Source organism: Stenotrophomonas capsici (assembly GCF_034961085.1).
In the GTDB taxonomy this organism is placed as follows: domain Bacteria; phylum Pseudomonadota; class Gammaproteobacteria; order Xanthomonadales; family Xanthomonadaceae; genus Stenotrophomonas; species Stenotrophomonas capsici.
Genome location: NZ_JAYFUH010000249.1, coordinates 562820 through 585823, shown reverse-complemented (window position 1 = coordinate 585823; position 23004 = coordinate 562820). Strand labels below are relative to the sequence as shown.

The following is a 23004-nucleotide window of genomic DNA, read 5'->3' as shown; positions in this document are numbered from 1 at the left end:
CCCATGACCCTGAACTTCCTGCGCTTCGAGCTGCGCGAGCAGCTCCGTTCCCCGCTGTTGTGGCTGCTGGCATTGTTCCTGGCGCTGATGGCCTTCGCCGCGGCCTCCAGCGATGCGGTCCAGATCGGCGGCGGCATCGGCAACGTGCATCGCAATGCGCCGTCGGTGATCAGCTCGCTGATGACCGCCTTCACCCTGCTCGGCCTGCTGGTCACCACCTTGTTCGTCAGCAACGCGCTGCTGCGTGACTTCGAGCTGGGCACGGCCGAGCTGGTGTTCTCCAGCCCGATCAAGCGCCGCGACTACCTGCTCGGCCGCCTCGGCGCGGCGCTGCTGGCCTGCCTGGTGATGTACGTCATCGTCGCCGCCGGCCTGTTCATCGCGCAGTTCATGCCGTGGATCGACGCCGCGCGGCTCGGCCCGGTGTCACTGCAGCCCTACCTGTGGGCATTCGTGGTGATGGTGCTGCCCAACGTGCTGTTCACCACCGCGCTGCTGTCGCTGCTGGCGGCCACCACCCGCAGCATCCTGTGGGTGTACATCGGCGTGATCGTATTCTTCGTGCTGTATGGCGTCAGCCGCGTGATCCTGGCCGACATCGACAACCAGCAGATCTCCGCCCTGCTCGACCCGCTGGGCATCCGCGCGATCAACCTCGTCACGCGCTACTGGTCGGCCGAGGAACGCAACACCGCCGTGCCGGCGCTGGCCGGGTTCCTGCTGCAGAACCGCCTGTTGTGGCTGGCGACCAGTGCCGCATTGTTTGCCACCACCTTCGCCCTGTTCCGCACCCAGCGTGCCGGCACCGGCCACGCCAGCCGCCGCCAGCGCGGCAGGCAGGACACCGCACCGGCAGCAGTTGCACGCCCGGCCGCCACCGCGCCGCGGGTGACGCCGACGTTCGCCACCGCCACCCACCTGCGCCAGTTGCTGCGCCAGGTCCGCTTCGACACCTTCGGCATCTTCCGCAGCATTCCCTTCATCGTGCTGCTGTTGCTGGGCCTGGCCAACTTCATCCCGTCGTCGCTGTTCCGCCAGAACATGTACGGCACGCCGACCTGGCCGGTCACCTCGCAGATGCTGGAGGCGCTGCAGGGCAGCTACAGCTGGCTGCTAGTGCTGATCGTGCTGTTCTACGCCGGCGAGCTGGTGTGGAAGGAACGCACCGCGCGCATCGCCGGCATCACCGATGCCACGCCGGTCCCGAACTGGGTGCCGCTGGCGGGCAAGTTCCTGGCGCTGGTGGCCGTGGTGCTGAGCTTCCAGGCCATTGGCGGCGCGGCCTCGGTCCTGGTGCAGCTGTCCAAGGGTTACACCCACATCGAGCCGCTGCTGTACGTGAAGACCCTGCTGCTGAACTCCACCGTGTTCGTGCTGATGGGCGGGCTGGCGCTGGTGCTGCAGGTGCTGAGCAACAACAAGTTCCTCGGTTATGCACTGCTGATCCTGGTGCTGATCGGGCAATCGGTGCTGGGGCTGCTGGACTACGCGCAGGACATCTACAACTACGCCAGTGCGCCGAATGCGCCCTATTCGGACATGAACGGCTATGGCCACTTCCTGACCGCGCAGTTCGCCTTCCAGGGCTATTGGGCCCTGTTCCTGGGGGTGCTGTTGCTGCTGTGCGCGGCCCTGTGGGTGCGCGGCGTGGACGGCGGCCTGCGCACCCGCCTGCGGCTGGCACGCCAGCGCCTGCACGGCGGCCTGGGGGTTGCGCTGGCCCTGGCCGTGGTGGCCTTCGTCGGCTGCGGCGGCTGGCTGTACTGGAACACCAACATCCGCAACGAGTACCTCTCGCCCGATGCCGAACTGGACCGCCTGGCGTACTACGAGAAGACCTACCGCCAGTTCAAGGACCTGCCGCAGCCACGCATCATCGCCGTGGACAACACCGTCGACCTGCACCCGGAAACCCAGTCGGTGCGCATCGATGGCCACTACCGCGTGCGCAACACGCACGCCGTGGCGATCCCGCAGCTGCACATCTCCATCGCCGACGACAAGACGCTGACCGCACTGGACCTGGGCGCCGCCAGGCTGGACAAGAATGACGCCGACGTCGGCTATCGCATCTACACGCTGGATACGCCGATGCAACCCGGCGAGGAACGCGACATCCGCTTCACCGTCGACATCCACCCGGACGGCATCCCCGCCGGCCAGGCCCAGACTCGGATCGTCGACAACGGCAGCTTCTTCAACAGCGGCATCCTGCCGGGCTTCGGCTACAACGCCGGCGCCGAGATCGATGACCGCAACGAGCGTCGCAAGCGTGGCTTGGGCGAGCCCACGCGCATGCCCAAGCTGGAGGACGAAGCCGCGCGCGCCAACACCTACATTTCCAACGACGCCGACTGGCTGGACTTCCGCAGCACCGTCTGCACCGCGCCGGACCAGATCGCGCTGGCCCCGGGCTACCTGCAGAAGGAATACAGCCGCGACGGCAGGCGCTGCTTCGACTACGCCATGGACCGGCCGATGCTGAACTTCTACGCCTACCTGTCGGCACGCTGGGCGGTGAGGAAGGCGGCCTACAAGGACATCCCGATCGAGATCTACTACGACCCCAAGCATCCCTACAACGTGGACCGGATGATCGAGGGCGTGCAGAAGTCGCTGGCCTACTACGAGGCCAACTTCAGCCCGTACCAGCACAAGCAGTTCCGCGTCATCGAGTTCCCAAACTACGTGGGAAGCTTCGCGCAAGCCTTCGCCAATACGGTCCCCTACTCCGAAGCCGTGGGATTCATCGCCGACCTGCGTGATCCCGACAACATCGACTATGTCTTCTACATCACTGCGCATGAGGCAGCACATCAATGGTGGGCGCACCAGGTAATCAGCGCCAACGTGCAGGGCGCGACCATGCTTACCGAATCACTTGCACAGTACTCAGCTCTGATGGTGATGGAGAAGGAGTATGGCCGCGCGCACATGCGCCAGTTCCTGAAGACCGAACTGGACCGCTATCTGTCCGGGCGTGGTGGCGAAGATGTTGAAGAACAACCGCTGTACCGCAATGAAAACCAGCAGTACATCCACTATCGCAAGGGTTCGGTGGTGTTCTACCGCCTGCGCGAGGAGATCGGCGAAGAGGCATTGAACCGCGCACTGCACCGCTTCCTGCAGGCCAAAGCCTTCCAGCAACCGCCGTACACGACCTCGGCCGAACTGCTGGAATTCATCCGCGCCGAGGCCAGGCCGGAGCAGCAGGCATTGATCACCGACCTGTTCGAGAAGATCAGCTTCTACGACAACCGGGTGGTCGAGGCCACCGCGAGCAAGCGCGCCGACGGGCGCTACGACGTGACCCTGCAGCTGCACGCCGACAAGCGCTACGCCGATGGCTTGGGCAAGGAAACGGCCGGCACGCTGGACGACTGGATCGAGGTCGGCGTGTTCGCCAGCGGCGCCTCGGGCAAGGAACGCGACGAGAAGGTGCTGTACCTGCAGCGCCACCACATCACCGCCGGCAATCCGACCCTGACCGTGACCGTGGACCAGAAGCCGGACGATGCCGGGTTTGACCCCTACAACAAGCTGATCGACCGGGTTTCGGCCGACAACCGGAAGCGGATCAGCCTGCAATGAGACAAGAGCCCGCAGCGCCGCGTGATCTGCTGCGCTGCGGATTCCGTACGGCGGCGAATGCGGGTACATTCGGCACCGTACCGGCGCCGCCGGAAGCCGAAACACACCCTGGGAGGGGATACATGCGCACCACCTTCAAAACCCTGTTGCTGGCCCTGCCGCTGCTGGTCGCCGGCTTCTCCGCAAGCGCCTCGGACAGTGCCGCCGGCCGCTGGCGGACCATCGACGACGAAACCGGCCGGGTGAAGTCCATCGTCGAGATCACCCAGGCCGCCAACGGCACCCTGAGCGGCCGCGTGCTGCAGGTGCTGCAGTCCGCCCAGGGCCCGAACCCGGTCTGCAGCAAGTGCGAAGGCACCAACAAGGACAAGCCGATCCAGGGCATGACCATCCTCTGGAACCTGCGCCCGGACGGCACCAACAAGTGGGCCAACGGCACCATCCTGGACCCGGCCAAGGGCAAGACCTACAGCTCCAAGGTCGCCCTGATCGAGAACGGCAGCAAGCTGGAAGTGTCCGGCTGCATCGCCTTCATCTGCCGCTCGCAGACCTGGCTGCGCGACCAGTAATCCGCTGTGAAGCCCCTCTCCCGTCGGGAGAGGGGTTGGGGAGAGGGTGCGTCCGCCCATCCCTCACCCTCATCCGCCCCTTCGGGGCACCTTCTCCCGCTGGGAGAAGGAAACACAGCCAGCCCCGGGCCTTCCCGGGGCTGGCTGTTTTCCGACATGCGATAATCCCGCGTTCCCCTGCACCAAATGATGGCCATGACCCGTACCGCGCTCGTCACCAATGCCCTGCCCTATGCCAACGGCCCGCTCCACCTGGGCCACCTGGTCGGCTACATCCAGGCCGATATCTGGGTGCGCGCCCGCCGCTTGATGGGCGAGAAGGTCTGGTACGTCTGCGCCGACGACACCCATGGCACGCCGATCATGCTGGCCGCCGAGAAGGCCGGGGTGAGCCCGGAAACCTTCATCGCCAACATCCAGGCCAGCCATGAGCGCGACTTCGCTGCCTTCGGCGTAGATTTCGATCACTACGACTCGACCAACTCGGCCGCCAACCGCGAGCTGACCGAGGCGCTGTACACCCGGCTCGACGCCGCCGGCCACATCAGCCGTCGCTCGGTGGCCCAGTTCTATGACCCGGCCAAGGGCATGTTCCTGCCGGACCGCTACATCAAGGGCACCTGCCCGAAGTGCAAGTCCCCGGACCAGTACGGCGACAACTGCGAGGTCTGCGGTGCCACCTACGGCCCCACCGACCTGATCGACCCCAAGTCGGTGGTGTCCGGCGCTACCCCGGAGATCCGCGATTCGGAGCATTACTTCTTCGAAGTGGGTCGCTTCCAGGACTTCCTGCGCCAGTGGCTGGCCGGTGACGTCGCCCTGCCGGGCGTGAAGGCCAAGCTGTCCGAGTGGCTGGACGCCGAGGGCGGCCTGCGCGCCTGGGACATCTCCCGTGACGCGCCCTACTTCGGGTTCGAGATCCCCGGCGCGCCGGGCAAGTACTTCTACGTGTGGCTGGACGCACCGATCGGCTACCTGTCCAGCTTCAGGAACCTGTGCGCCAAGACCGGTGACGACTTCGATGCCGTGCTGGCCGCCGACAGCAGCACCGAGCTGCACCACTTCATCGGCAAGGACATCGTCAACTTCCACGGCCTGTTCTGGCCGTCGGTGCTGCACGGCACCGGCCTGCGCGCGCCGACCCGCCTGCATGTCAATGGCTACCTGACCGTGGACGGCGCCAAGATGAGCAAGTCGCGCGGCACCTTCGTGATGGCCCGCACCTACCTGGACGCTGGACTGGCGCCGGAAGCGCTGCGCTATTACTTCGCCGCCAAGTCCTCCGGCGGCGTGGACGACCTGGACCTGAACCTGGCCGACTTCACCGCCCGCGTGAATGCCGACCTGGTCGGCAAGTTCGTCAACCTGGCCAGCCGCTGCGCCGGTTTCATCTCCAAGCGCTTCGACGGCCGGCTGGCCGATGCGCTGCCCGACCCGGCCCAGTACGACCGCTTCGTGGCCGCGCTGGCCCCGGTACGCGAAGCGTACGAGCGCAACGACCCGGCCGCAGCGATCCGCCTGACCATGGCGCTGGCCGATGAAGCCAACAAGTACATCGACGACACCAAGCCATGGGTGATCGCCAAGCAGGAAGGTGCCGACGCCGAACTGCAGGCGGTCTGCACCCAGGGCCTGAACCTGTTCCGCGTGCTGGTTGCCGCGCTCAAGCCGGTGCTGCCGGCCACCGCGCTGCAGGCCGAAGGCTTCCTCAATGCACCGATGACCAGCTGGGGCGATATCGCCGCCCCGCTCATCGCCCACACCATCGCGCCCTACGTGGCGCTGTTCACCCGTATCGACCCCAAGATGATCGACGCAATGACCGATGCCTCCAAGGACACCCTGACCTCCCAGCCCGCCGCCGAGGCCAAGCCGGCCAAGGCCGAGAAGCCCGCCAAGGTGGAAGCCAAGGCCGAGCCCAAGGCTGATGGCGAGGCGGCCGCATACATCGGCATCGACGATTTCGCCAAGCTCGATCTGCGCATCGGCAAGGTCATCGAATGCGGCTTCGTCGAGGGCTCGGACAAGCTGCTGCGCTTCCTGCTGGACGCCGGTGACCTCGGCCAGCGCCAGATCTTCTCCGGCATCCGCGGCAGCTACGCCGAGCCGGAAACGCTGGTCGGCCGCAACGTGGTGTTCATCGCCAACCTGGCCCCGCGCAAGATGCGCTTCGGCCTGAGCGAAGGCATGATCCTGTCGGCCGGCTTCGACGGCGGCGCCCTGGCGCTGCTCGATGCCGACGCAGGTGCATTGCCGGGCATGCCGGTGCGTTGATGGACCCGGGGCGCGCCCCTGCGGTGCGCCCTTCCCGACCGGAGCGGACCATGCAACTGGCCCTGTTCGATTTCGACCACACCATCACCGTCTGTGACACCTACAGCCGGTTCCTGCGGCGGGTGGCCACGCCGGAACAGCGCGCGCAGGCGTGGTGGCGGATCGGGCCGTGGCTGCTGGCCTACCGGTTGAAGCTGATCTCGGCCGAGCGCATCCGCCGCCGCGTCACCGCACAGGTATTCACCGGCCGCCATGCCGGCGAGGTCAGCCAGCTTGCGCGCGACTACGCACGCGAGCACCTGGCGGGCATGATGCGGCCGGAGATGCTGGAACAGATCCAGTGGCACAAGGCACAGGGGCATACCGTCGTGGTCGTGTCCGGCTCACTCGACCTGTACCTGCGCCACTGGTGCGAGCAGATGGGCCTGCAGATGATCTGCAACACGCTGGAAGTACAGGACAACCGCCTCACCGGTCGCTACGCCAACGGCGATTGTGGCCCGCGCAAGGTGGCCCTGATCCGCAAGCGTTTCGACCTGGGCACCTACCAGCGCATCCACGCCTACGGCGACAGCCGCGAAGACAAGCCCATGCTGGCGCTGGCGCACGAGCGCTGGTATCGCGGCAAATGTCTTACCTGAGCCCCTCTCCCTCCGGGAGAGGGGTTGGGGTGAGGGCGAACAGCAGGACTCCCCAATGATTACCCAACCCTCATCCGACGCTGCGCGCCACCTTCTCCCGGAGGGAGAAGGAAGGGCTGCGCTGGTCGAACGTCTGGACCGCCTGCTGCCGCAGACCCAGTGTGGCCAGTGCGGCTTTGACGGCTGCCGCCCCTACGCCGAGGCGATGGCCCGCGGCGAGGCCGGCGTGGATCACTGCCCCCCCGGCGGCGACGCCGGCGCACGCGCATTGGCGCATGTGCTGGGCGTGGCCGCCGTGCCATTCGACCGCAGCCGTGGCGAACACAAGCCCGCGCAGGTCGCCGTCATCGTCGAGGCCGACTGCATCGGCTGCACCAAGTGCATCCAGGCCTGCCCGGTGGATGCCATCGTCGGCGGCGCCAAGTACATGCATACCGTGCTGGCTGACCTGTGCACCGGCTGCGAGTTGTGCATTCCACCGTGCCCGGTGGATTGCATCGCGCTCCGCCCGCTCCCGTAGGAGTGCGGCCTCGGTCGCGAAGCCATTGAACGCCCGGATTGTGGACATCGCCTTCGGCTTCATGGACGGGTAAAGCCTGCTGCTAGGGTGACGGCGGCACCGTGTATTGCCGGCCAAACCGTCGGCAATCGGCGATCAATGCCTCCACGTCGCTACGCATGACAGCGCGCGTACCCAATGGAAAGCTACCGTCCTCGACGACGTCGCTGCGCAGGTCGGTCACCGGCGAGAACGAGGCCGATTCGGCATCCTCCTCCGCCACGCCTGCCGGGTCCCCGCCCTGCCACCGGATCAACAATTGCGCGTTGTCCCACAGCAGCACCGTTTCCAGTGTCCCGCTCTTCAAGCGGTAACCCACCGCGCAGAACCGGTTGGGAACGCTGCGATCACCGTGGCGACGCACGGTGTTGCGCAGCTCCGCCTCGATCTGCATGAACTGAGGGTACGCCAGCGGATCGATCCGCTCCCGCGGCGGATGCGCGTAGATCATCGACGGTATCGATGCGCGTGCGGTGGACGCCGCCCGCGCGGGCATCCCCGCTCCCAGCAACAGGCTGGCAGTCACGACAGACAACAAGCAACGTTTCATTCCCTTTCCCGTTACCAAGGCGGCGACCATGTTGCCGTTGCCCCGGATGCTTCACGCAGCCGGGGCGGCCAGCCTGCGCCTTACGGCACCACGGCAGTGATGACGATCTCGATCTTCCATTCCGGATTGGCCAGCTTGGCCTGCACGGTCGCACGTGCCGGGGTGGCACCGGCCGGCACCCACTTGTCCCAGGCCTCGTTCATGCCGGCGAAGTCGGCCATGTCGGCCAGGAAGATCTCCGCACGCAGGATGTGGGTCTTGTCGGTGGGCGCCAGCCGCAGCAGGTCGTCGATGGCCTGCAGCACCTGCTCGGTCTGGCCGACGATGTCGGCGCTGGTGTCTTCCGGCACCTGGCCGGCGAGATAGGCCACGCCGTGGTGGACGGTCATTTCCGACATGCGCGGGCCGGTATCGAAGCGTTCGATCATGGGGAGATATCCCTGTTATGGAGGTGTGCCCCATTGTGACCCGATCCGTCGGTTTCAGCTGTGCCTTTGTGCAGGCGCCGCCACAACGCCCAGCCCACCCAGAACAGCCAGCCCACCACCAGCGCGATCACCAGCTTCTGGCCCAGCCCGCGCGGGCTGCCACGCCAGAGCACGTGCAGCCACAGCGCGATGAAGGCCAGCCATGCCCAGCCCCAGGCCACGGCGTACTGCGCACGCCAGCGCGGATCACGGCCAAAACACCACGCCTGGACCAGCATCGCCACGCTCGCGCACAGGAATGCGGTCTGCGCGGCCAGGCCGTGCACCAGCGGTGCCAGCAACGGCGCGTGGCCGGGCAGCCAACTGTCACCGATCGCCACCACCGCCAGCCCCAGGCCGGCCATGCCGAACAGGCCCACCGGCAAGCCGCGGCGCCCCGGTCCCGGCCGCATCTGCGCATGCAGGCCAATCGCCAGCAGCGTGATCGCCACCGCCAGCAGGCAGTACGCGGCCCGCAGGAGCACCCCGTAAGGCCCATGCAGGTACAGGCTCAGGGTCGCCCGCACCCAGTCCAGGTCGGCGCGCTCGAACTGCAGCCACACCGCGCAGCCACTGAACCCCAGCAGGGCGGCCAATACCAGCAGCACCGCGCAGCGTTGTCGGCGGGCCGATGTCAGCGCCGTGTCCTGCATGCTGCTCTCCCTCCCACCATGGCAAGCGCCGAGTCTAAGGCGCCGGCCGCCGACACGCGCGGCTGAAGGCCACTGCAATCCCCGCCACCGCCCTGCTGCCGTCCTCCCGCGGTGGCGCTACTCTTTGCAGCTTCCTCCCCTGCCCCGCCTTCCATGCGCTCACCCGCCGCGATACCGGACCCCAAGGCCGCCCGCTGGCGCAGGCTGGCCGCCATCGCAGCGACCGTGCTCATCATGGTCATGGCGCTACGCGCCCTGGCCGGTGAATTCGACGATCACGGCTACCACCAGATCCGCATCGCCCTGCACGCCGTGTCCTGGCCACAGCTGGTGTTGGCGACCGTGCTCGGCATGGCCAGCTATGCCTGCCTGATCGGCTTCGATGCGATCGGCCTGCGTCGTGCACGACGCAACCTGCCCGCCAGTCGCGTGGGCATCACTGCGTTCCTTGCGCACGCAGCAGGCCAGACCCTGGGGTTTGCCGCCCTGACCGGCGGCGCCATCCGCATGCGCAGCTACGGCCGCGCCGGCCTGAGCCTGGCCGAGATCGGCCAGGTGGTATTGATGAGCACGCTGGGCTTCGTGTTCGGCGCCTGGCTGCTGCTGGCGCTGGCGTTGTGGCTGGAGCCGGCCGCCGCCGCGCGTGCCCTGCCGCTTTCGAGCGATGCGGTCCGCCTCATCGGCATCGCAATGCTGGCCGCCTTCGCCGTGATGCTGGTCGCCGTCGGACGCGAAGGGCGCAGCATCGGCTGGCGCACCCACCGGGTGTGGCTGCCGGACCGCCGCACCACGCTGGAAGTCACCGCGCTGAGCGTGGTCGAGCTGTGCCTGGCCTCGGCGGCGTTCTACGTGTTGTTGCCCGGCCAGGCCGACGTTGGATTCATCGGCTTTGTCGGCCTGTACCTGGTCGCGGTGGTCGCCGGCCTGGTATCCACCGTACCGGCCGGGCTGGGCGTGTTCGAATGGAGCCTGCTCAAGCTGCTGCCGCAGGTGGCGCCGGCAGCGGTGCTGGCCGCGGCTGTGGCCTATCGGGTGACTTACTACCTGCTGCCCCTGCTCGCCTCCGCGGTGCTGGCGGCGCTGGCCAGCGTGCGCCAGCCGTTGCGCAGCGGCGCCGGCGTGGTCTGGGGCACGCTGCGCCCCTGGTTGCCGCAGATCATCGCCCTGGCGGTCTTCGCCGCCGGCACCCTGCTGCTGATCGACGGCACGCTGCCGTCACCGCGCCATCGCCTTCTCACCGCGCCGCTGCCGGTCATCGAGACCTCACACCTGCTGGGCAGCCTCGGCGGCGTGGTGTTGCTGCTGATCGGCCAAGGGTTGCAACGCCGCAGCCGCGTGGCGTGGTGGATCGCATTGGCGTTGTGCGTGCTGCTGCCGTTGCCGGTGTGGCTGCGCGGTGGCCACGCACTGGTCGCGCTGGCCCTGCCGGTGATCGCCATTGCCTTGTGGGCGGCACGGCGCGAGTTCTACCGCGAGGGCGCCCTGCTCGACGAGGCATGGTCCTGGCCCTGGCTGCGCAACGTGGCGCTGGTGCTGCTGGGAACGCTCTGGCTGCTGTTCTTCGTGTACAGCCACGTTGAGTACCAGAGCGAGCTGTGGTGGCAGTTCGCCATCTCCGGCAATGCCCCGCGTGCGCTGCGCGCGTTGCTGCTGGTCAGCCTGGTGGTGGTGGTGTTCGGGGTGGCGCGCCTGCTGCACAGCACCCGCACGCCGTTGCCGGCACCGGACGCGGCCACCCTGGCGCTGCTGCGCCCGGTGCTCGCGCAGGCGCAGGACACCCAGGCCAGCCTGGCGATGACCGGCGACAAGGCGATCCTGCGCAGCGAGGCCGGCGATGGCTTCGTGATGATGCAGCGCTACGGCGGCTCGCTGATCTCCATGGGCGACCCGGTGGGACCGCCCGACGTGGCCCGCACCCTGATCTGGAAGTTCCGCGAGGAAGCCGACCGGCTCGGCCTGCGCCCGGTCTTCTACCAGACCAGCGGGAACTACTGGCAGACCTACCTCGACCTCGGGCTGACCCTGGTCAAGCTCGGCGAGGAAGCGCTGGTGCCGCTGCAGGGCTTCAGCCTGGAAGGCAGCGCGCGGGCCGACCTGCGCCAGGCCTGGAACCGCGGCAAGCGCGGCGGGCTGTCGTTCCGCATCGTCGATGCGGACCAGGTTGCCGCGCTGCTGCCGGCACTGAAGGCCATCTCCGACGCCTGGCTCGATGAGAAGGCCGGCGAGGAAAAGGGCTTTTCACTGGGCAGCTTCGACCCGGCTTACCTGTGCAGTTTCCCGATGGCGCTGGTGGAAGCCGACGACGGCGTGGTCGCCTTCGCCAACCTCTGGCAGGCACCGGCCGGGCACGAGTTGTCGGTGGACCTGATGCGCCACCGCCCCGACGCACCGAAGGGCACGATGGATTTCCTGTTCATCGAACTGTTCCTGTGGGGCGCGGCCAACGGCTTCACCCGCTTCTCGCTGGGCATGGCGCCGTTGACCGGGCTGGCCGAACACCGCCTGGCCGGCCGCTGGAACCGCTTCGCCAACCTGATCGCCCGCCACGGCGAGCGCTTCTATGGCTTCAGCGGCCTGCGCCGCTTCAAGTCCAAGTTCTCGCCGGAATGGCGCCCGCGCTACCTGGCCGCGCCCGGCGGCGTGCACCTGCCGGCGGCGCTGCTGGACGTCACCCGGCTGATCTCGCTGGACCCGCAGCGCTGACCGTTACCCGCCAGCTCTGGCGGGTAACGGTCCGGCTCAGACGTTGAGCAGCAGGAACTCGCGCTCCCAGGAGCTGATCACGCGGAAGAAGGTCTCATACTCCTTGCGCTTGACCGAGATGTAGGCACGGCAGAAGCGCCGGCCCAGCAGTTCCTGCAGCGGTTCGCACGCCTCCAGGCCATCGAGTGCTTCGCCCAGCGAGCGCGGCAGTTCGTAGCCCAGCTCCTTGGCGTTGCCGGTGATCGGCGGGGTCGGGCTGAGCCCTTCGCGGATGCCGAGCAGGCCGCACGCCAGCGTCGCCGCCACCGCCAGGTAGGGATTGGCGTCGGAGCCGGCGAAGCGGCTTTCCACGCGGCTGTTCTCCAGGCTGTCCATCGGCACGCGCAGGCCGCAGGTGCGGTTGTCGAAGCCCCACTCCACGTTGCTCGGCGACACCTCGCCGAACACCAGCCGGCGGTAGGAGTTCACGTTCGGCGCGAAGAAGCCCATCGCCATCGGCACGTACTTCTGCAGGCCGCCCAGGTAATTGCCGAACAGCGGGCTGTACTCGCCTTCGTTGTCGCCGGCGAACACGTTGACCCCGTCCGACGGCCGCACCAGGCTCTGGTGGATGTGCATGGCACTGCCCGGCTCGGTCTCCATCGGCTTGGCCAGGAAGGTGGCGTACACGCCGTGGCGCATCGCCGCCTCGCGCATGGTGCGCTTGAACAGGAACACCTGGTCGGCCAGCGCCATCGCATCAGAATGGGTGAAGTTCACTTCCAGCTGGGCCGCGCCGGATTCGTGGATCAGGGTGTCCACGTCCAGCTTCATCGCGTCGCAGTAGTCGTACATCAGGTCGAGGATGGGGTCGAACTCGTTGACCGCGTCGATCGAATACGACTGCCGCGCCGTCTCCGGGCGGCCAGAGCGGCCGGCCGGTGGCAGCAGCGGGAAGTCCGGGTCGGTGTTCTTCTGCACCAGGAAGAATTCCACTTCCGGCGCCACCACCGGCTTCAGGCCGAGCGCATCGTAGGCGGCCAGCACCCGCCGCAGCACGTTGCGCGGCGCCAGCTCGTGCGGCTGGCCGTTCTTGGTGTAGCAGTCGTGGATGATCTGCGCGGTCGGGTCGGTGGCCCACGGCACCATGCGCACGGTGTCCGGGTCCGGGCGCAGGATCATGTCCGCGTCGGCCGGCGAGGTCAGCTCGTAGTAGTCGTCCGGGAAGTCGCCGGTGACCGTGGTGGCGAACACGCCCTCGGGCAGGCGCGTGCCGTAGTCGTGGCGGAACTTGTCGGCGGGGATGATCTTGCCGCGGGCGTTGCCGGTGATGTCAGGCACCAGGCATTCGACCTCGGTGATCTGCCGCTCCTTGAGCCAACGTAGCAGGGAGCTTTCTTCCTGCACGCTGGCGGCGGTCTTGCGGGTACGGGGACGCGATGTCATGGCGGATCAACTTTGCTTCTGTTTCTGGTAACGGCGACAGGCCTCGCCGAAGGCTTTGAAGATGCCCAGGTGGAACGGGTTTTCCAGCACCCGCCACTCCGGATGGAACTGCACGCCGAGCAGGAAACCCGGCCCGGGCCCGCGGAAGGCCTCGACCAGGCCATCCGGCGCGCGCGCCTCGACCTGCAGGCCCGTGCCCAGCCGGGACACGCCTTGGCCGTGCACCGAGTTGACCTGCACGGTGCCTGCGCCGGCGATGCCGGCCAGCAGCCCACCGGGGCTCAGTGCCAGCGCATGTGCCGGCCCATACTGCACGTCCAGCGGTGAATCCGGGTCTTCACGATGATCGGCCAGGCCGGGTACTTCATGCACCCGGGGATGCAGGCTGCCCCCGAAGGCCACGTTGACCTCCTGGAAGCCCCGGCAGATCGCCAGCACCGGCAAGCCCATCGCCAGCGCCTGCGGGAGCAGCCCGAACACGTTGGCATCACGGGCCGGATCATGCGGGTTGCCGGCCCAGCTCGGGCCACCGTCGTAATGATGCGGCTCGATGTTGCTGGTGGCACCGGTCAACAGCAGACCATCCAATTGTTGCAGCCATGCCTGCGCGGGAAGCGGCGGCTGCAGCAGTGGCAGTACCAGCGGCATGGCCTGTGCCCCATCGACCACGGCACGCACGTATTTCTCACCGACGACGAGGAAAGGATGGGAGCCGATCGGTTTGCGGTCGGTAGGCAAGCCGACCAGCGGCAGGCTGGCCATGCGTCAGGCTCTGGTGACGTGCAGGCACGCTACCCCTGCCCCGCCGATTAGGCAACCACGCATGCCGTTCAAGCAGCGCGCGGCACAATGCAGGGCATCGTCCGCCGCCTGCGCCAAACCGACACACCGTGGCCGTTACACTGCCCGCCCCGACACAATCGCCTTCCATCCCGATGTCCGTGGACGCCCCGTCCGACTACCCGCCCAGCTGGTACGCCGCCAGCCAGCCCTTGCCGCCGCCCCGCGCCGCGCTGCAGGGCACGGCGCGTGCCGACGTGGCCGTGCTCGGCGCCGGCTACACCGGCCTGACCGCAGCGTTGGCGCTGGCCGAGCAGGGCTACCGGGTCACCGTGCTGGAAGCCGAACGGGTCGGCTGGGGTGCCTCCGGCCGCAATGGCGGCCAGGCCATCGTCGGCTACGGCTGCGAGCAGGACACGCTGGAACGGCTGGTCGGCGACGCCGATGCGCGGCTGCTGTTCGACTTCTCGCGCGACGGCATGCAAATGCTCAAGCAGCGCATCGCCCGCCATGGCATCGACTGCGACTGGCGCGATGGCCACGCCAGCGTGCCGATCCATCCGCGCCAGGAGCGCGCCCTGCGCGCCGACATCGAGCGCATGGCGCAGCGCTATGACTATCCGCTGGAATGGTGGGACCGGGCCCGGTTGCGCCAGGAGCTGGCCAGCGAACGCTACCTCGGCGCGATGTACGACGCCGCCAGCGGCCACCTGCACCCACTCGCCTACGTGCTGGGCCTGGCACGCGCCGCCGAAGCCGTTGGCGTCACCGTGCACGAGCATTCGCCGGTGCTGCGGCTCGAACGCGGCCCGCGCCCCGTGCTGGTCACCGCGCAGGGACGGGTCGAGGCCGAATTCGTGGTGCTGGCCGGCAATGCCTGGCTGCAGGGCATCGCGCCGGAGCTGGAGACCCGGATGATGCCGGTCGGCACCTATATCGGCGCCACCGAGCCGTTGGGCGAAGCACGTGCCCGGTCGCTGATCCGCAACGACATGGCGGTGGCCGACGTGAACTGGGCACTGGACTATTTCCGGCTCAGCCGCGACCACCGCCTGCTGTTCGGCGGCCAGGCCAACTACTCGGCACTGCCGCCGCCCGGGCTGCGCGCCAGCATGACCCGACGCATGCGCCGGGTGTTCCCGCAGCTGGCCGACGTGTCGCTGGAATACGTCTGGGGCGGCTACATCGACATCACCCGCAACCGCGCCCCGCACTGGGGCCGGCTCACCCCGAATGTCTATTTCGCGCAGGGCTTCTCCGGCCACGGCGTGGCCAGCACCTGCCTGGCCGGTGAAGTGATCGCCGCCGCCATCGCCGGCCAGGCCGGACGGCTGGATGTGTTCGAGCGGATCCCGCACGGCATCTTCCCCGGCGGCAAGGCACTGCGCATGCCGCTGCTGGTCGCTGCCATGTCGTGGTACAAGCTGCGCGATCTGCTCGGCTGAGCGCGCGGGAAGCGTGGCGCTGGCGTGCCCTGCCGGTTCAACCCGAGGATGGCTCTCATCCCAGCGCCCTCACCGCTCCATGCCTAAAGTCCGGCCGATTGCTGCCGCTATCCCGTCCTGAGACCCCCAGAACCTTTCGCATGGCCGCCTCATCCCAGGCCGGCTTCACCAGCCCGCCGATCACGCCCCTGCCGCAGCGCATCCTGCTCGTGGAGAACTCGCGCACGTTCACCACGATGCTGCGCGCGGCCATCGAGCAGCGCCTGGAGCTGCCGGTCAGCGTCGCCTCGACCCTGGCCGAGGCCGGCGAGCTGCTGGAACGCGAGCAGGGCTGGTTCCTGGTGCTCACCGGGCTGGTACTGGCCGACGGTGACCGTGACCACGTGGTCGACTATTTCGTCAGCCGCGGGTTGCCGACCATCGTGGTCAGCGGCGTCTACGACGAAGACCTGCGCAAGCGCGTGCTGCAGCAGGAAATCATCGACTACGTGCTGAAGAACACCCCCGGCAGCGTCGACTACCTGGTCTGGCTGGTGCAGCGCATGGAGCGCAACCGCCGCATCTCGGCGCTGGTGGTCGACGACTCCCCCTCGGCCCGGTCGTATGCCGCGGCGCTGCTGGGCATGTATGGCTACCACGTCACCCAGGCCGGTGATGGCCCCTCGGCGCTGCATGCGCTGGAAGCGGACCCGGCCATCCGGCTGGTGATCGTGGACCAGGAGATGCCGGGCATGGACGGCGTGGAGCTGACCCGTCGCCTGCGCGCCCTGCGCGCGCGCGACAAGGTGGCGGTGATCGGCATCTCCGGCAATTCCGACCCGTCGCTGATCCCGCGCTTTCTGAAGAACGGCGCCAACGACTTCCTGCGCAAACCGTTCTCGCGCGAGGAGTTCTTCTGCCGCGTCTCGCAGAACGTGGACCAGCTGGAGTTGATCGGCACGCTGCAGGACCTGGCAACGCGCGACTTCCTCACCGGCCTGCCCAACCGGCGCAGCTTCCTGGAACACAGCCAGCGCCAGCTGGGCCGTGGCCAAGGCAGCGTGGCGGTGGCCATGGTCGACATCGACCACTTCAAGCACATCAACGACAGCCTCGGCCACGAAGCCGGCGACCAGGCCATCCGCGCGGTCGCCAGCGTGCTGCAGGGCCATACCCGGCCACGCGACATCAGCGCCCGCTTCGGCGGCGAGGAATTCTGCCTGCTGGTCCACGGGCTGGGCGATGACGCCAGCGCGGCGCACTTCGAGCAGTTGCGCCAGGCCATCGAGGCGATCCGCCTGCAGATCGGCGAGAACGTCCTGCGCATGACCGTCAGCATCGGCGTCAGCCGTGACCCGGGCGGGCGCAGCAGTCTGCACCAGCTCATCACCGAGGCCGACCGCCAGCTCTACCTGGCCAAGGCCGACGGTCGCAACCGGGTGCGCAGCATGCAACTTGCGCCAGCGGCGACCACCGGCGCCGCGACACCTGCGCGACTACATTCGTGAACGCTTCCCTGCCGGCGCAGGGCCATTGATCCAGATCAACGCGCCGGCGAAGGTGCGCCCCTAGAGTGCCCCCAAGGTAATCACAGGGAGGAACTCGCGATGGCACTACTGGTTTGGCAGGACGACCTCAACACGGGGGTCGAGGTCATCGACCATCAGCACATGCGCATCGTGGAGATGCTCAACCACCTGCATATCGCCCAGAAGAGCCTGGAACGCGTCGCGGTGGCCGAGGTGATCGACGAACTGGTGGACTACACCATGTCGCACTTCGCCTTTGAGGAAGAACTGATGGAGGAAGCCGGCTATCCGTTCTGCGCCGCCCACAAGCGCGTGCACGAGGTGTTCGGCAAGCGCGTCTCCGAATACCGCATGCGCTTCCAGGCCGGCGAGGACGTCACCGACGAGCTGCGCAACATGCTCTCGCGCTGGCTGTTCAACCACATTCGCGGCGATGACAAGGCCTATGCCGAGCAGGTCAAGCGCCACCTCAACCAGTTTGCCCGCGATCACCAGGAAGGCAGCTGGCTGGGCCGCACGCTCAAGCGCCTGTTCAACTGACCGGCCCCGTGCAGGAACGACGCGGCGGCGGCCGATCCCCTCCCTACGTGGTGCTGCCGCGCCGTTCCTGCCCTTTCCGTCCTGCTGCCCCACAGGCTGATGACTTCCCAGCGCGCCGCCACCAGCGGCTCACGCTTCGGCACGTGCCCGTTGCTGGCGCCGGCCAATGGCCCACAACGCCAGCCCGGTAACCAGCGCGGTGACGCACAGGTAGCCGCCCACCGCGGCGATGCCGAACCGGCCTGCCAGCCAGGTGGCCGCGTAAGGGGCCGGCGCCGCACCCAGGATGCCGGCCAGGTTGAACGACAACGACGCGCCGGTGTAACGCACCTGCACCGGATACAGGCTGGCCAGCATGGTGCCGCACGGGCCATAGGTCAGGCCCATCAGGAACAGTCCCAGCGACAGGAACAACAGCACCAGCAGCGGGTGCCCGGCCTGGAACAACGGCTGGAACAGCAACCCGAACACGAAGATCGCCACCGTCGCCAGCAGCATCGCCTTCACCGTGCCTTGGCGGTCGCCGTAGCGCGCGGCCAGCGGGATGCCGGCGGCGAAGAACAGGATGCCGACCATCTGCAGCAGCAGGAAATCCTCGCGCGCATAGCCCAGCGTCTTGGTGCCGTGGCCCAGCGTGAACACCGTCATCAGGTAGAACAGCACGAAGGTGGCGAACGCGGCCAGCGTCCCCACCACCACCGCAAAGCCATGCCCCAGCAGCACTTCGCGCATCGGCAAGCGCACGCGCTGGCCCTGGTCCAGCGCCTTCTGGAAGTCTGGGGTCTCGCGGATGTTCAAGCGCACCCACAGGCCGACGATCACCAGCAACGCGCTGGCGATGAACGGTACCCGCCACCCCCAGCTGAGGAAGGCGGCATCGTCGAGCACGCGCCCCAGCACCAGGAACACGCCGGCCGACAGCAGGAAGCCCAGCGGTGCCCCGAGTTGCGGGAACATGCCGTACCAGGCGCGCTTGCCCGGCGGTGCGTTCTCGGTGGCCAGCAGCACCGCCCCGCCCCATTCACCGCCCAAGCCCAGGCCCTGGCCGAACCGGCACAACGCCAGCAGCAGCGGCGCGGCCAGGCCGATGTCGTGGTAGGTCGGCAGCAGTCCGATCGCGACGGTGGAAAGGCCCATGGTCAACAACGCCGCCACCAGCGTGGCCTTGCGGCCGATGCGGTCGCCGTAATGGCCGAACACCGCCGAGCCGACCGGGCGGGCGATGAAGGCCACCGCGAAGGTCGCCAGCGACTGCAACAACGCCGCATCCGGGCTGCTGTCGGGAAAGAACAACTTGGGGAACACCAGCACCGCGGCGGTGGCGTAGATGTAGAAGTCGAAGAACTCGATGGTCGTACCGACCAGGCTGGCCGCCAGCACGCGGCGCGGGGAATTCAGGGGCACGGAGGCTGCAGCGGTCGACATGAGCCAGAACAAGGGAAACAGGTGCCGCAGTCTGCCACGCGTCGCCGCCCGGCCCCAGAAATGGTTGCAGCCGTGACCTTCCCACCCCTTACGCCCTCCCCGGCCCGCCGCATGACGCCCGCTCACGCCGGGTTTCAACCCCGTGTAACCGCCCCGACGGGATTCCCGTGCAGACTGGATCGGCGGTTGCACCTGTCCCTCCCCTCACACCGGAGAACACCATGAGCACTCCCTCCCCCCGCATCGACCACGCCCCGGACGCCAGCGCCCGCTACTGGCACAACGCCCCGCTCAACACCCTGCCGCCGCCGGACATGGTCGGCAACTACCAGCGCTTCAAGCCCCTGCCCACCGAGGGCATCGCCGAGCGCAAGGCCTGGATCGTCGGCGGCGGCATCGCCGGCCTGGCCGCGGCGTTCTACCTGATCCGCGATGGCCACATGCCGGCACGCAACATCACCATCATCGAAGGCCTCGAGATCGAGGGCGGCTCGCTGGATGGCTCGGGCAACCCGCAGGACGGCTACCTGGTGCGCGGTGGCCGCGAGATGAACTGGAACTACGACAACCTGTGGGACATGTTCCAGGACGTGCCCGCGCTGGAACTGCCCGAAGGCTTCAGCGTGCTCGACGAATACCGCCTGGCCAACGATGCCGACCCCAACTGGTCCAGGTCGCGGTTGATGCACAAGCAGGGCCAGGTGCTGCCCGACTTCACCCGCTTCGGGCTGAGTCGCAAGCAGCAGTGGGAAGTGGTGAGCCTGCTGCTCAAGCGCAAGGATGAGCTGGACGACCTGACCATCCAGGACCATTTCAGCGAAGGCTTCCTGGCCAGCAATTTCTGGTTCCTGTTCCGCTCGATGTTCGCCTTCGAGAACTGGCACAGCCTGCTGGAGATGAAGCTGTACATGCACCGCTTCCTCGATGCCATCGACGGCTTCGGCGACATGTCGGCGCTGGTGTTCCCCAAGTTCAACCAGTACGACACCTTCGTCACCCCGCTGGTCCGCCTGCTGCGCGAACAGGGCGTGCAGGTGCAGCTCGGCACCCAGGTGCTGGACATGGACTTCGACGTGCAGGGCGAGCAACGCACCGTCACCGCGCTGCGCACCCGCACCGCCGAGGGCGAGGGCCACATCACGGTGGCCGCGCGTGACCTGGTGATCGCACTGACCGGCTCGATGACCGAGGACACCGCCTACGGCGACCTGGACACCGTGCCGGTGCTGAAGAAGCGCCACGGCGGCCCGGCCGAGGGCAGCAGCTGGGGCCTGTGGCAGAACCTGGCCCGGCAGTCGCCGGTGTTCGGCAAGCCGGACAAGTTCTGCGGCGACATCGACCGCTCGATGTGGGAGTCGGCCACGCTGACCTGCACCGCCTCGCCGCTGCTGGACAAGCTGACCGAACTGTCGGTCAACGATCCCACCTCCGGTCGCACCGCCACCGGCGGCATCATCACCTTCACCGACTCGAACTGGGTACTCAGCGTCACCATCAACCGCCAGCCACACTTCCCCTGCCAGCCCAGGGACACGGTGGTGATGTGGGTGTACGCGCTGCTGATGGACCAGCCCGGCAACTTCGTCAAGAAGACCATGCCCGAGTGCACCGGCCGCGAAATCGTGGCCGAGCTGTGCTACCACCTAGGCATCGCCGACCAGCTCGACGCGATCATCCCGCACACCAAGGTGCGGTTGGCGCTGATGCCGTACATCACCGCGCAGTTCATGCCGCGCGCGGCCGGCGACCGCCCGCAGGTGGTGCCGCAGGGCTGCACCAACCTGGCGCTGGTCGGCCAGTTCGTGGAAACCGCCAACGACGTGGTGTTCACCATGGAAAGCTCGGTGCGCACCGCCCGCATCGCGGTCTACACCCTGCTCGACCTGCCCAAGCAGGTGCCCGACCTGAGCCCCACCCAGTACGACATCCGCAACCTGTTCAAGGGCGCACGCGCGCTCAACAACGGCGAACCGTTCATCGGCGAACGCTTGCTGCACAAGCTGCTGGACAACACCTACTTCGCCCACATCCTGCCGCCGCTGCCGAAGCACGAGGGCGAAGCCACCCGGCGCGAGCGCCTGGAGGCGGAGTTGGCCAACCTGCGCGACAAGGGGGGCGTGGCCCTGCAGGGCTTCGCGCAATGGCTGGAACGCTTTGCCGGCCAGTTGCGCAAGGGCGGCAAGGACTGAGCCTGACCCGGGGTGCCCTGACGTCAGGGCACCCTGCCCGCTCGCCGAATCAATCGCCGAGGTGGATCCAGGTCGCCTTCATCTCGGTGTACTTGTCGAAGGCATGCAGCGACTTGTCACGGCCATTGCCGGACTGCTTGTAGCCGCCGAACGGCGCGGTCATGTCGCCGCCGTCCCACTGGTTCACCCAGACGCTGCCAGCGCGCAGGCCGCGCGCGACGCGATGCGCGCGTGCGAGGTCGCGCGTCCACATGCCGGCCGCCAGCCCGTACTCGCTGTCGTTGGCCAGCTGCAGCGCCTGCTGCTCGCCGTCGAAGGTGATCACCGACAGTACCGGGCCGAAGATTTCCTCGCGGGCGATGCGCTGCTGCGGTGAGACCTCGTCGAACACCGTGGGTTCGAGGTAGCAGCCGCCCTCCACCACCTGCGCACGCTTGCCGCCCAGCAGCAGCCGCGCGCCTTCGGCGGTGCCTTCGTCGATGTAACCGAGCACCCGCTGCAACTGGGCTTCGTCCACCATCGCGCCCATCGGCGCCCCCGGTTCGAACGGATGCTTCGGCTGCATCCGCCGGCCATGCTCGACCACGCGCGCGACGAATTCATCCTTGATCGAGCGTTCCACCAGCAGCCGCGAGGCCGCCGTGCACACCTCGCCTTGGTTGTAGAAGATGCCACTGGCCGCCGCTTCGGCGGCCTTGTCCAGGTCCGGAGCGTCGGCGAACACGATGTTGGGACTCTTGCCGCCGCATTCCATGTACGCGCGCTTCATGTTGGACAGGCCCGCGCATTGCAGCAGCCGCTTGCCCACCGCGGTGGAGCCGGTGAACACCAGCCCGTCCACGTCCATGTGCAGGGCCAGCGGCTCGCCCGCGCCCTTGCCGTTGCCCGGCACCACGTTGAACACGCCCTCGGGCACCCCGGCCTCGGCCACCAGCTCGGCGAAACGCAGCGCGCTCAACGGCGACTTCTCCGAGGGCTTGAGCACCACCGAATTGCCGGCGGCCAGCGCCGGGGCGATCTTCCATGCCGCCATCAGCAGCGGGAAGTTCCACGGCACGATCGCCGCGACCACGCCCAGTGGCTCGCGCGTGATCAGGCCCAGCTCGTTGCTGCCGGTGGGCGCCACCTCGCCATACAGCTTGTCCACCGCCTCGGCGGTCCACTGGATGCAGCGGATCACCCCGCCGATGTCCACCCCGCGTGCTTCGCCGACCGGCTTGCCCATGTCCAGCGTTTCCAGCAGCGCCAGCTCATCGGCATGGCGCTCCACCAGCCCGGCCAGGCGCAGCAGCACCTGCTTGCGCCGCGTCGGCTTCAACCCCGCCCACTGCCCCTTCTGGAAGGCACGCCGCGCCGCGGCCACGGCGTGGTCCACATCCCGTTGGCCGCACTCGGCCACCTGCGCCAGCACCCGCCCATCGATCGGGCTGATGCACTGGAAGCTCGCGCCGGACGCGGCATCCACGTAGCGGCCGTCGATGAAGGCGCGGGTGCGCAGCGACAGGCCATCGGCCAGCGTCTGCCATTGTTCGCGGAGGTGCGGCGTATTCATGGTCTGTTTCCTGTTGCGGGACAACGCGGCGCGGGCCGCCACCGTGCATGGTACGCCGGCCACGCTGCACGGCCGTCATGAATCCCTGCCCTCGCACGGCCCACGGGACTTGCCCCGGCACCGCCCCGGGTCA

At 67.9% G+C, this 23004-nt stretch carries 17 protein-coding genes; 10 read left to right on the top strand and 7 right to left on the bottom strand.

What is annotated here, in order from left to right; translation table 11 throughout:
• The first annotated feature begins 3 nt into the window (after positions 1 to 3).
• The 5 genes from VA603_RS15775 to rnfB all read left to right on the top strand — a co-directional run bounded on the left by VA603_RS15775 (position 4) and on the right by rnfB (position 7595).
• A complete protein-coding gene (locus tag VA603_RS15775; RefSeq protein WP_323439407.1) occupies positions 4 to 3591 on the top strand; it encodes a M1 family aminopeptidase in 3588 nt (1195 codons plus the stop codon).
• Positions 3592 to 3713: 122 nt separating this feature from the next.
• Positions 3714 to 4160 carry a DUF2147 domain-containing protein gene (locus VA603_RS15770; RefSeq protein ID WP_323439406.1) on the top strand — a complete coding sequence of 149 codons (447 nt, stop codon included), beginning with the start codon at positions 3714 to 3716 and terminating at the stop codon, positions 4158 to 4160.
• Between the two features lie 195 nt (positions 4161 to 4355).
• Positions 4356 to 6434, top strand: coding sequence for a methionine--tRNA ligase (gene metG, locus VA603_RS15765; protein ID WP_323439405.1), 2079 nt, complete (start codon positions 4356 to 4358; stop codon positions 6432 to 6434).
• Positions 6435 to 6484: 50 nt separating this feature from the next.
• Entirely contained in the window at positions 6485 to 7075 is a 591-nt protein-coding gene (locus VA603_RS15760; protein ID WP_323439404.1) for an HAD family hydrolase, read from the top strand.
• Between the two features lie 55 nt (positions 7076 to 7130).
• A complete protein-coding gene (rnfB, locus tag VA603_RS15755; RefSeq protein ID WP_243693942.1) occupies positions 7131 to 7595 on the top strand; it encodes an Rnf electron transport complex subunit RnfB in 465 nt (154 codons plus the stop codon).
• Between the two features lie 82 nt (positions 7596 to 7677).
• Here the strand turns inward: rnfB and VA603_RS15750 are convergent, their stop codons facing one another.
• From VA603_RS15750 to VA603_RS15740, 3 genes are all read right to left on the bottom strand, one after another.
• The gene (locus VA603_RS15750; RefSeq protein ID WP_323439403.1) at positions 7678 to 8184 is read right to left on the bottom strand and encodes a hypothetical protein; all 507 of its coding nucleotides are present in this window, start codon (positions 8182 to 8184) and stop codon (positions 7678 to 7680) included.
• 80 nt (positions 8185 to 8264) lie between these two features.
• Positions 8265 to 8612 carry a RidA family protein gene (locus VA603_RS15745; protein ID WP_132862674.1) on the bottom strand — a complete coding sequence of 116 codons (348 nt, stop codon included), beginning with the start codon at positions 8610 to 8612 and terminating at the stop codon, positions 8265 to 8267.
• Positions 8609 to 9304, bottom strand: coding sequence for a DUF998 domain-containing protein (locus tag VA603_RS15740; protein WP_323439402.1), 696 nt, complete (start codon positions 9302 to 9304; stop codon positions 8609 to 8611). Before VA603_RS15740 ends, VA603_RS15745 begins: the two co-directional genes overlap by 4 nt.
• A gap of 153 nt (positions 9305 to 9457) precedes the next feature.
• On the opposite strand from VA603_RS15740, the gene mprF reads away from it, so the two are divergent.
• The gene (gene mprF, locus VA603_RS15735; protein ID WP_323439401.1) at positions 9458 to 12007 is read left to right on the top strand and encodes a bifunctional lysylphosphatidylglycerol flippase/synthetase MprF; all 2550 of its coding nucleotides are present in this window, start codon (positions 9458 to 9460) and stop codon (positions 12005 to 12007) included.
• A gap of 36 nt (positions 12008 to 12043) precedes the next feature.
• Here the strand turns inward: mprF and VA603_RS15730 are convergent, their stop codons facing one another.
• Together VA603_RS15730 and VA603_RS15725 are read right to left on the bottom strand one after the other, a co-directional pair.
• Positions 12044 to 13432 carry a glutamine synthetase family protein gene (locus tag VA603_RS15730; protein ID WP_132862671.1) on the bottom strand — a complete coding sequence of 463 codons (1389 nt, stop codon included), beginning with the start codon at positions 13430 to 13432 and terminating at the stop codon, positions 12044 to 12046.
• A gap of 6 nt (positions 13433 to 13438) precedes the next feature.
• Positions 13439 to 14194 carry a gamma-glutamyl-gamma-aminobutyrate hydrolase family protein gene (locus VA603_RS15725; protein WP_132862670.1) on the bottom strand — a complete coding sequence of 252 codons (756 nt, stop codon included), beginning with the start codon at positions 14192 to 14194 and terminating at the stop codon, positions 13439 to 13441.
• 173 nt (positions 14195 to 14367) lie between these two features.
• Between VA603_RS15725 and VA603_RS15720 the strand changes: the two genes are divergently transcribed.
• The 3 genes from VA603_RS15720 to VA603_RS15710 all read left to right on the top strand — a co-directional run bounded on the left by VA603_RS15720 (position 14368) and on the right by VA603_RS15710 (position 17705).
• The gene (locus VA603_RS15720; RefSeq protein WP_323439400.1) at positions 14368 to 15657 is read left to right on the top strand and encodes an NAD(P)/FAD-dependent oxidoreductase; all 1290 of its coding nucleotides are present in this window, start codon (positions 14368 to 14370) and stop codon (positions 15655 to 15657) included.
• Between the two features lie 140 nt (positions 15658 to 15797).
• Positions 15798 to 17144 (top strand): diguanylate cyclase, encoded by a 1347-nt coding sequence (locus VA603_RS15715; protein WP_132862668.1) that lies wholly within the window; start codon positions 15798 to 15800, stop codon positions 17142 to 17144.
• Between the two features lie 99 nt (positions 17145 to 17243).
• Positions 17244 to 17705: a bacteriohemerythrin gene (locus tag VA603_RS15710; RefSeq protein WP_132862667.1), complete on the top strand. Its 462-nt coding sequence runs from the start codon at positions 17244 to 17246 to the stop codon at positions 17703 to 17705.
• Positions 17706 to 17834: 129 nt separating this feature from the next.
• Here VA603_RS15710 and VA603_RS15705 read toward each other — a convergent pair whose 3' ends face one another.
• A complete protein-coding gene (locus tag VA603_RS15705) occupies positions 17835 to 19130 on the bottom strand; it encodes an MFS transporter (RefSeq protein WP_323439399.1) in 1296 nt (431 codons plus the stop codon).
• A 221-nt stretch (positions 19131 to 19351) separates the two neighbouring features.
• Here VA603_RS15705 and VA603_RS15700 point away from each other — a divergent pair, with 221 nt between their 5' ends.
• A complete protein-coding gene (locus VA603_RS15700; protein ID WP_323439398.1) occupies positions 19352 to 21319 on the top strand; it encodes an oleate hydratase in 1968 nt (655 codons plus the stop codon).
• A gap of 49 nt (positions 21320 to 21368) precedes the next feature.
• Here VA603_RS15700 and VA603_RS15695 read toward each other — a convergent pair whose 3' ends face one another.
• On the bottom strand, positions 21369 to 22871 hold the full coding sequence (locus VA603_RS15695) for an aldehyde dehydrogenase (RefSeq protein ID WP_323439397.1): 1503 nt from the start codon (positions 22869 to 22871) through the stop codon (positions 21369 to 21371).
• Positions 22872 to 23004: the final 133 nt, after the last annotated feature.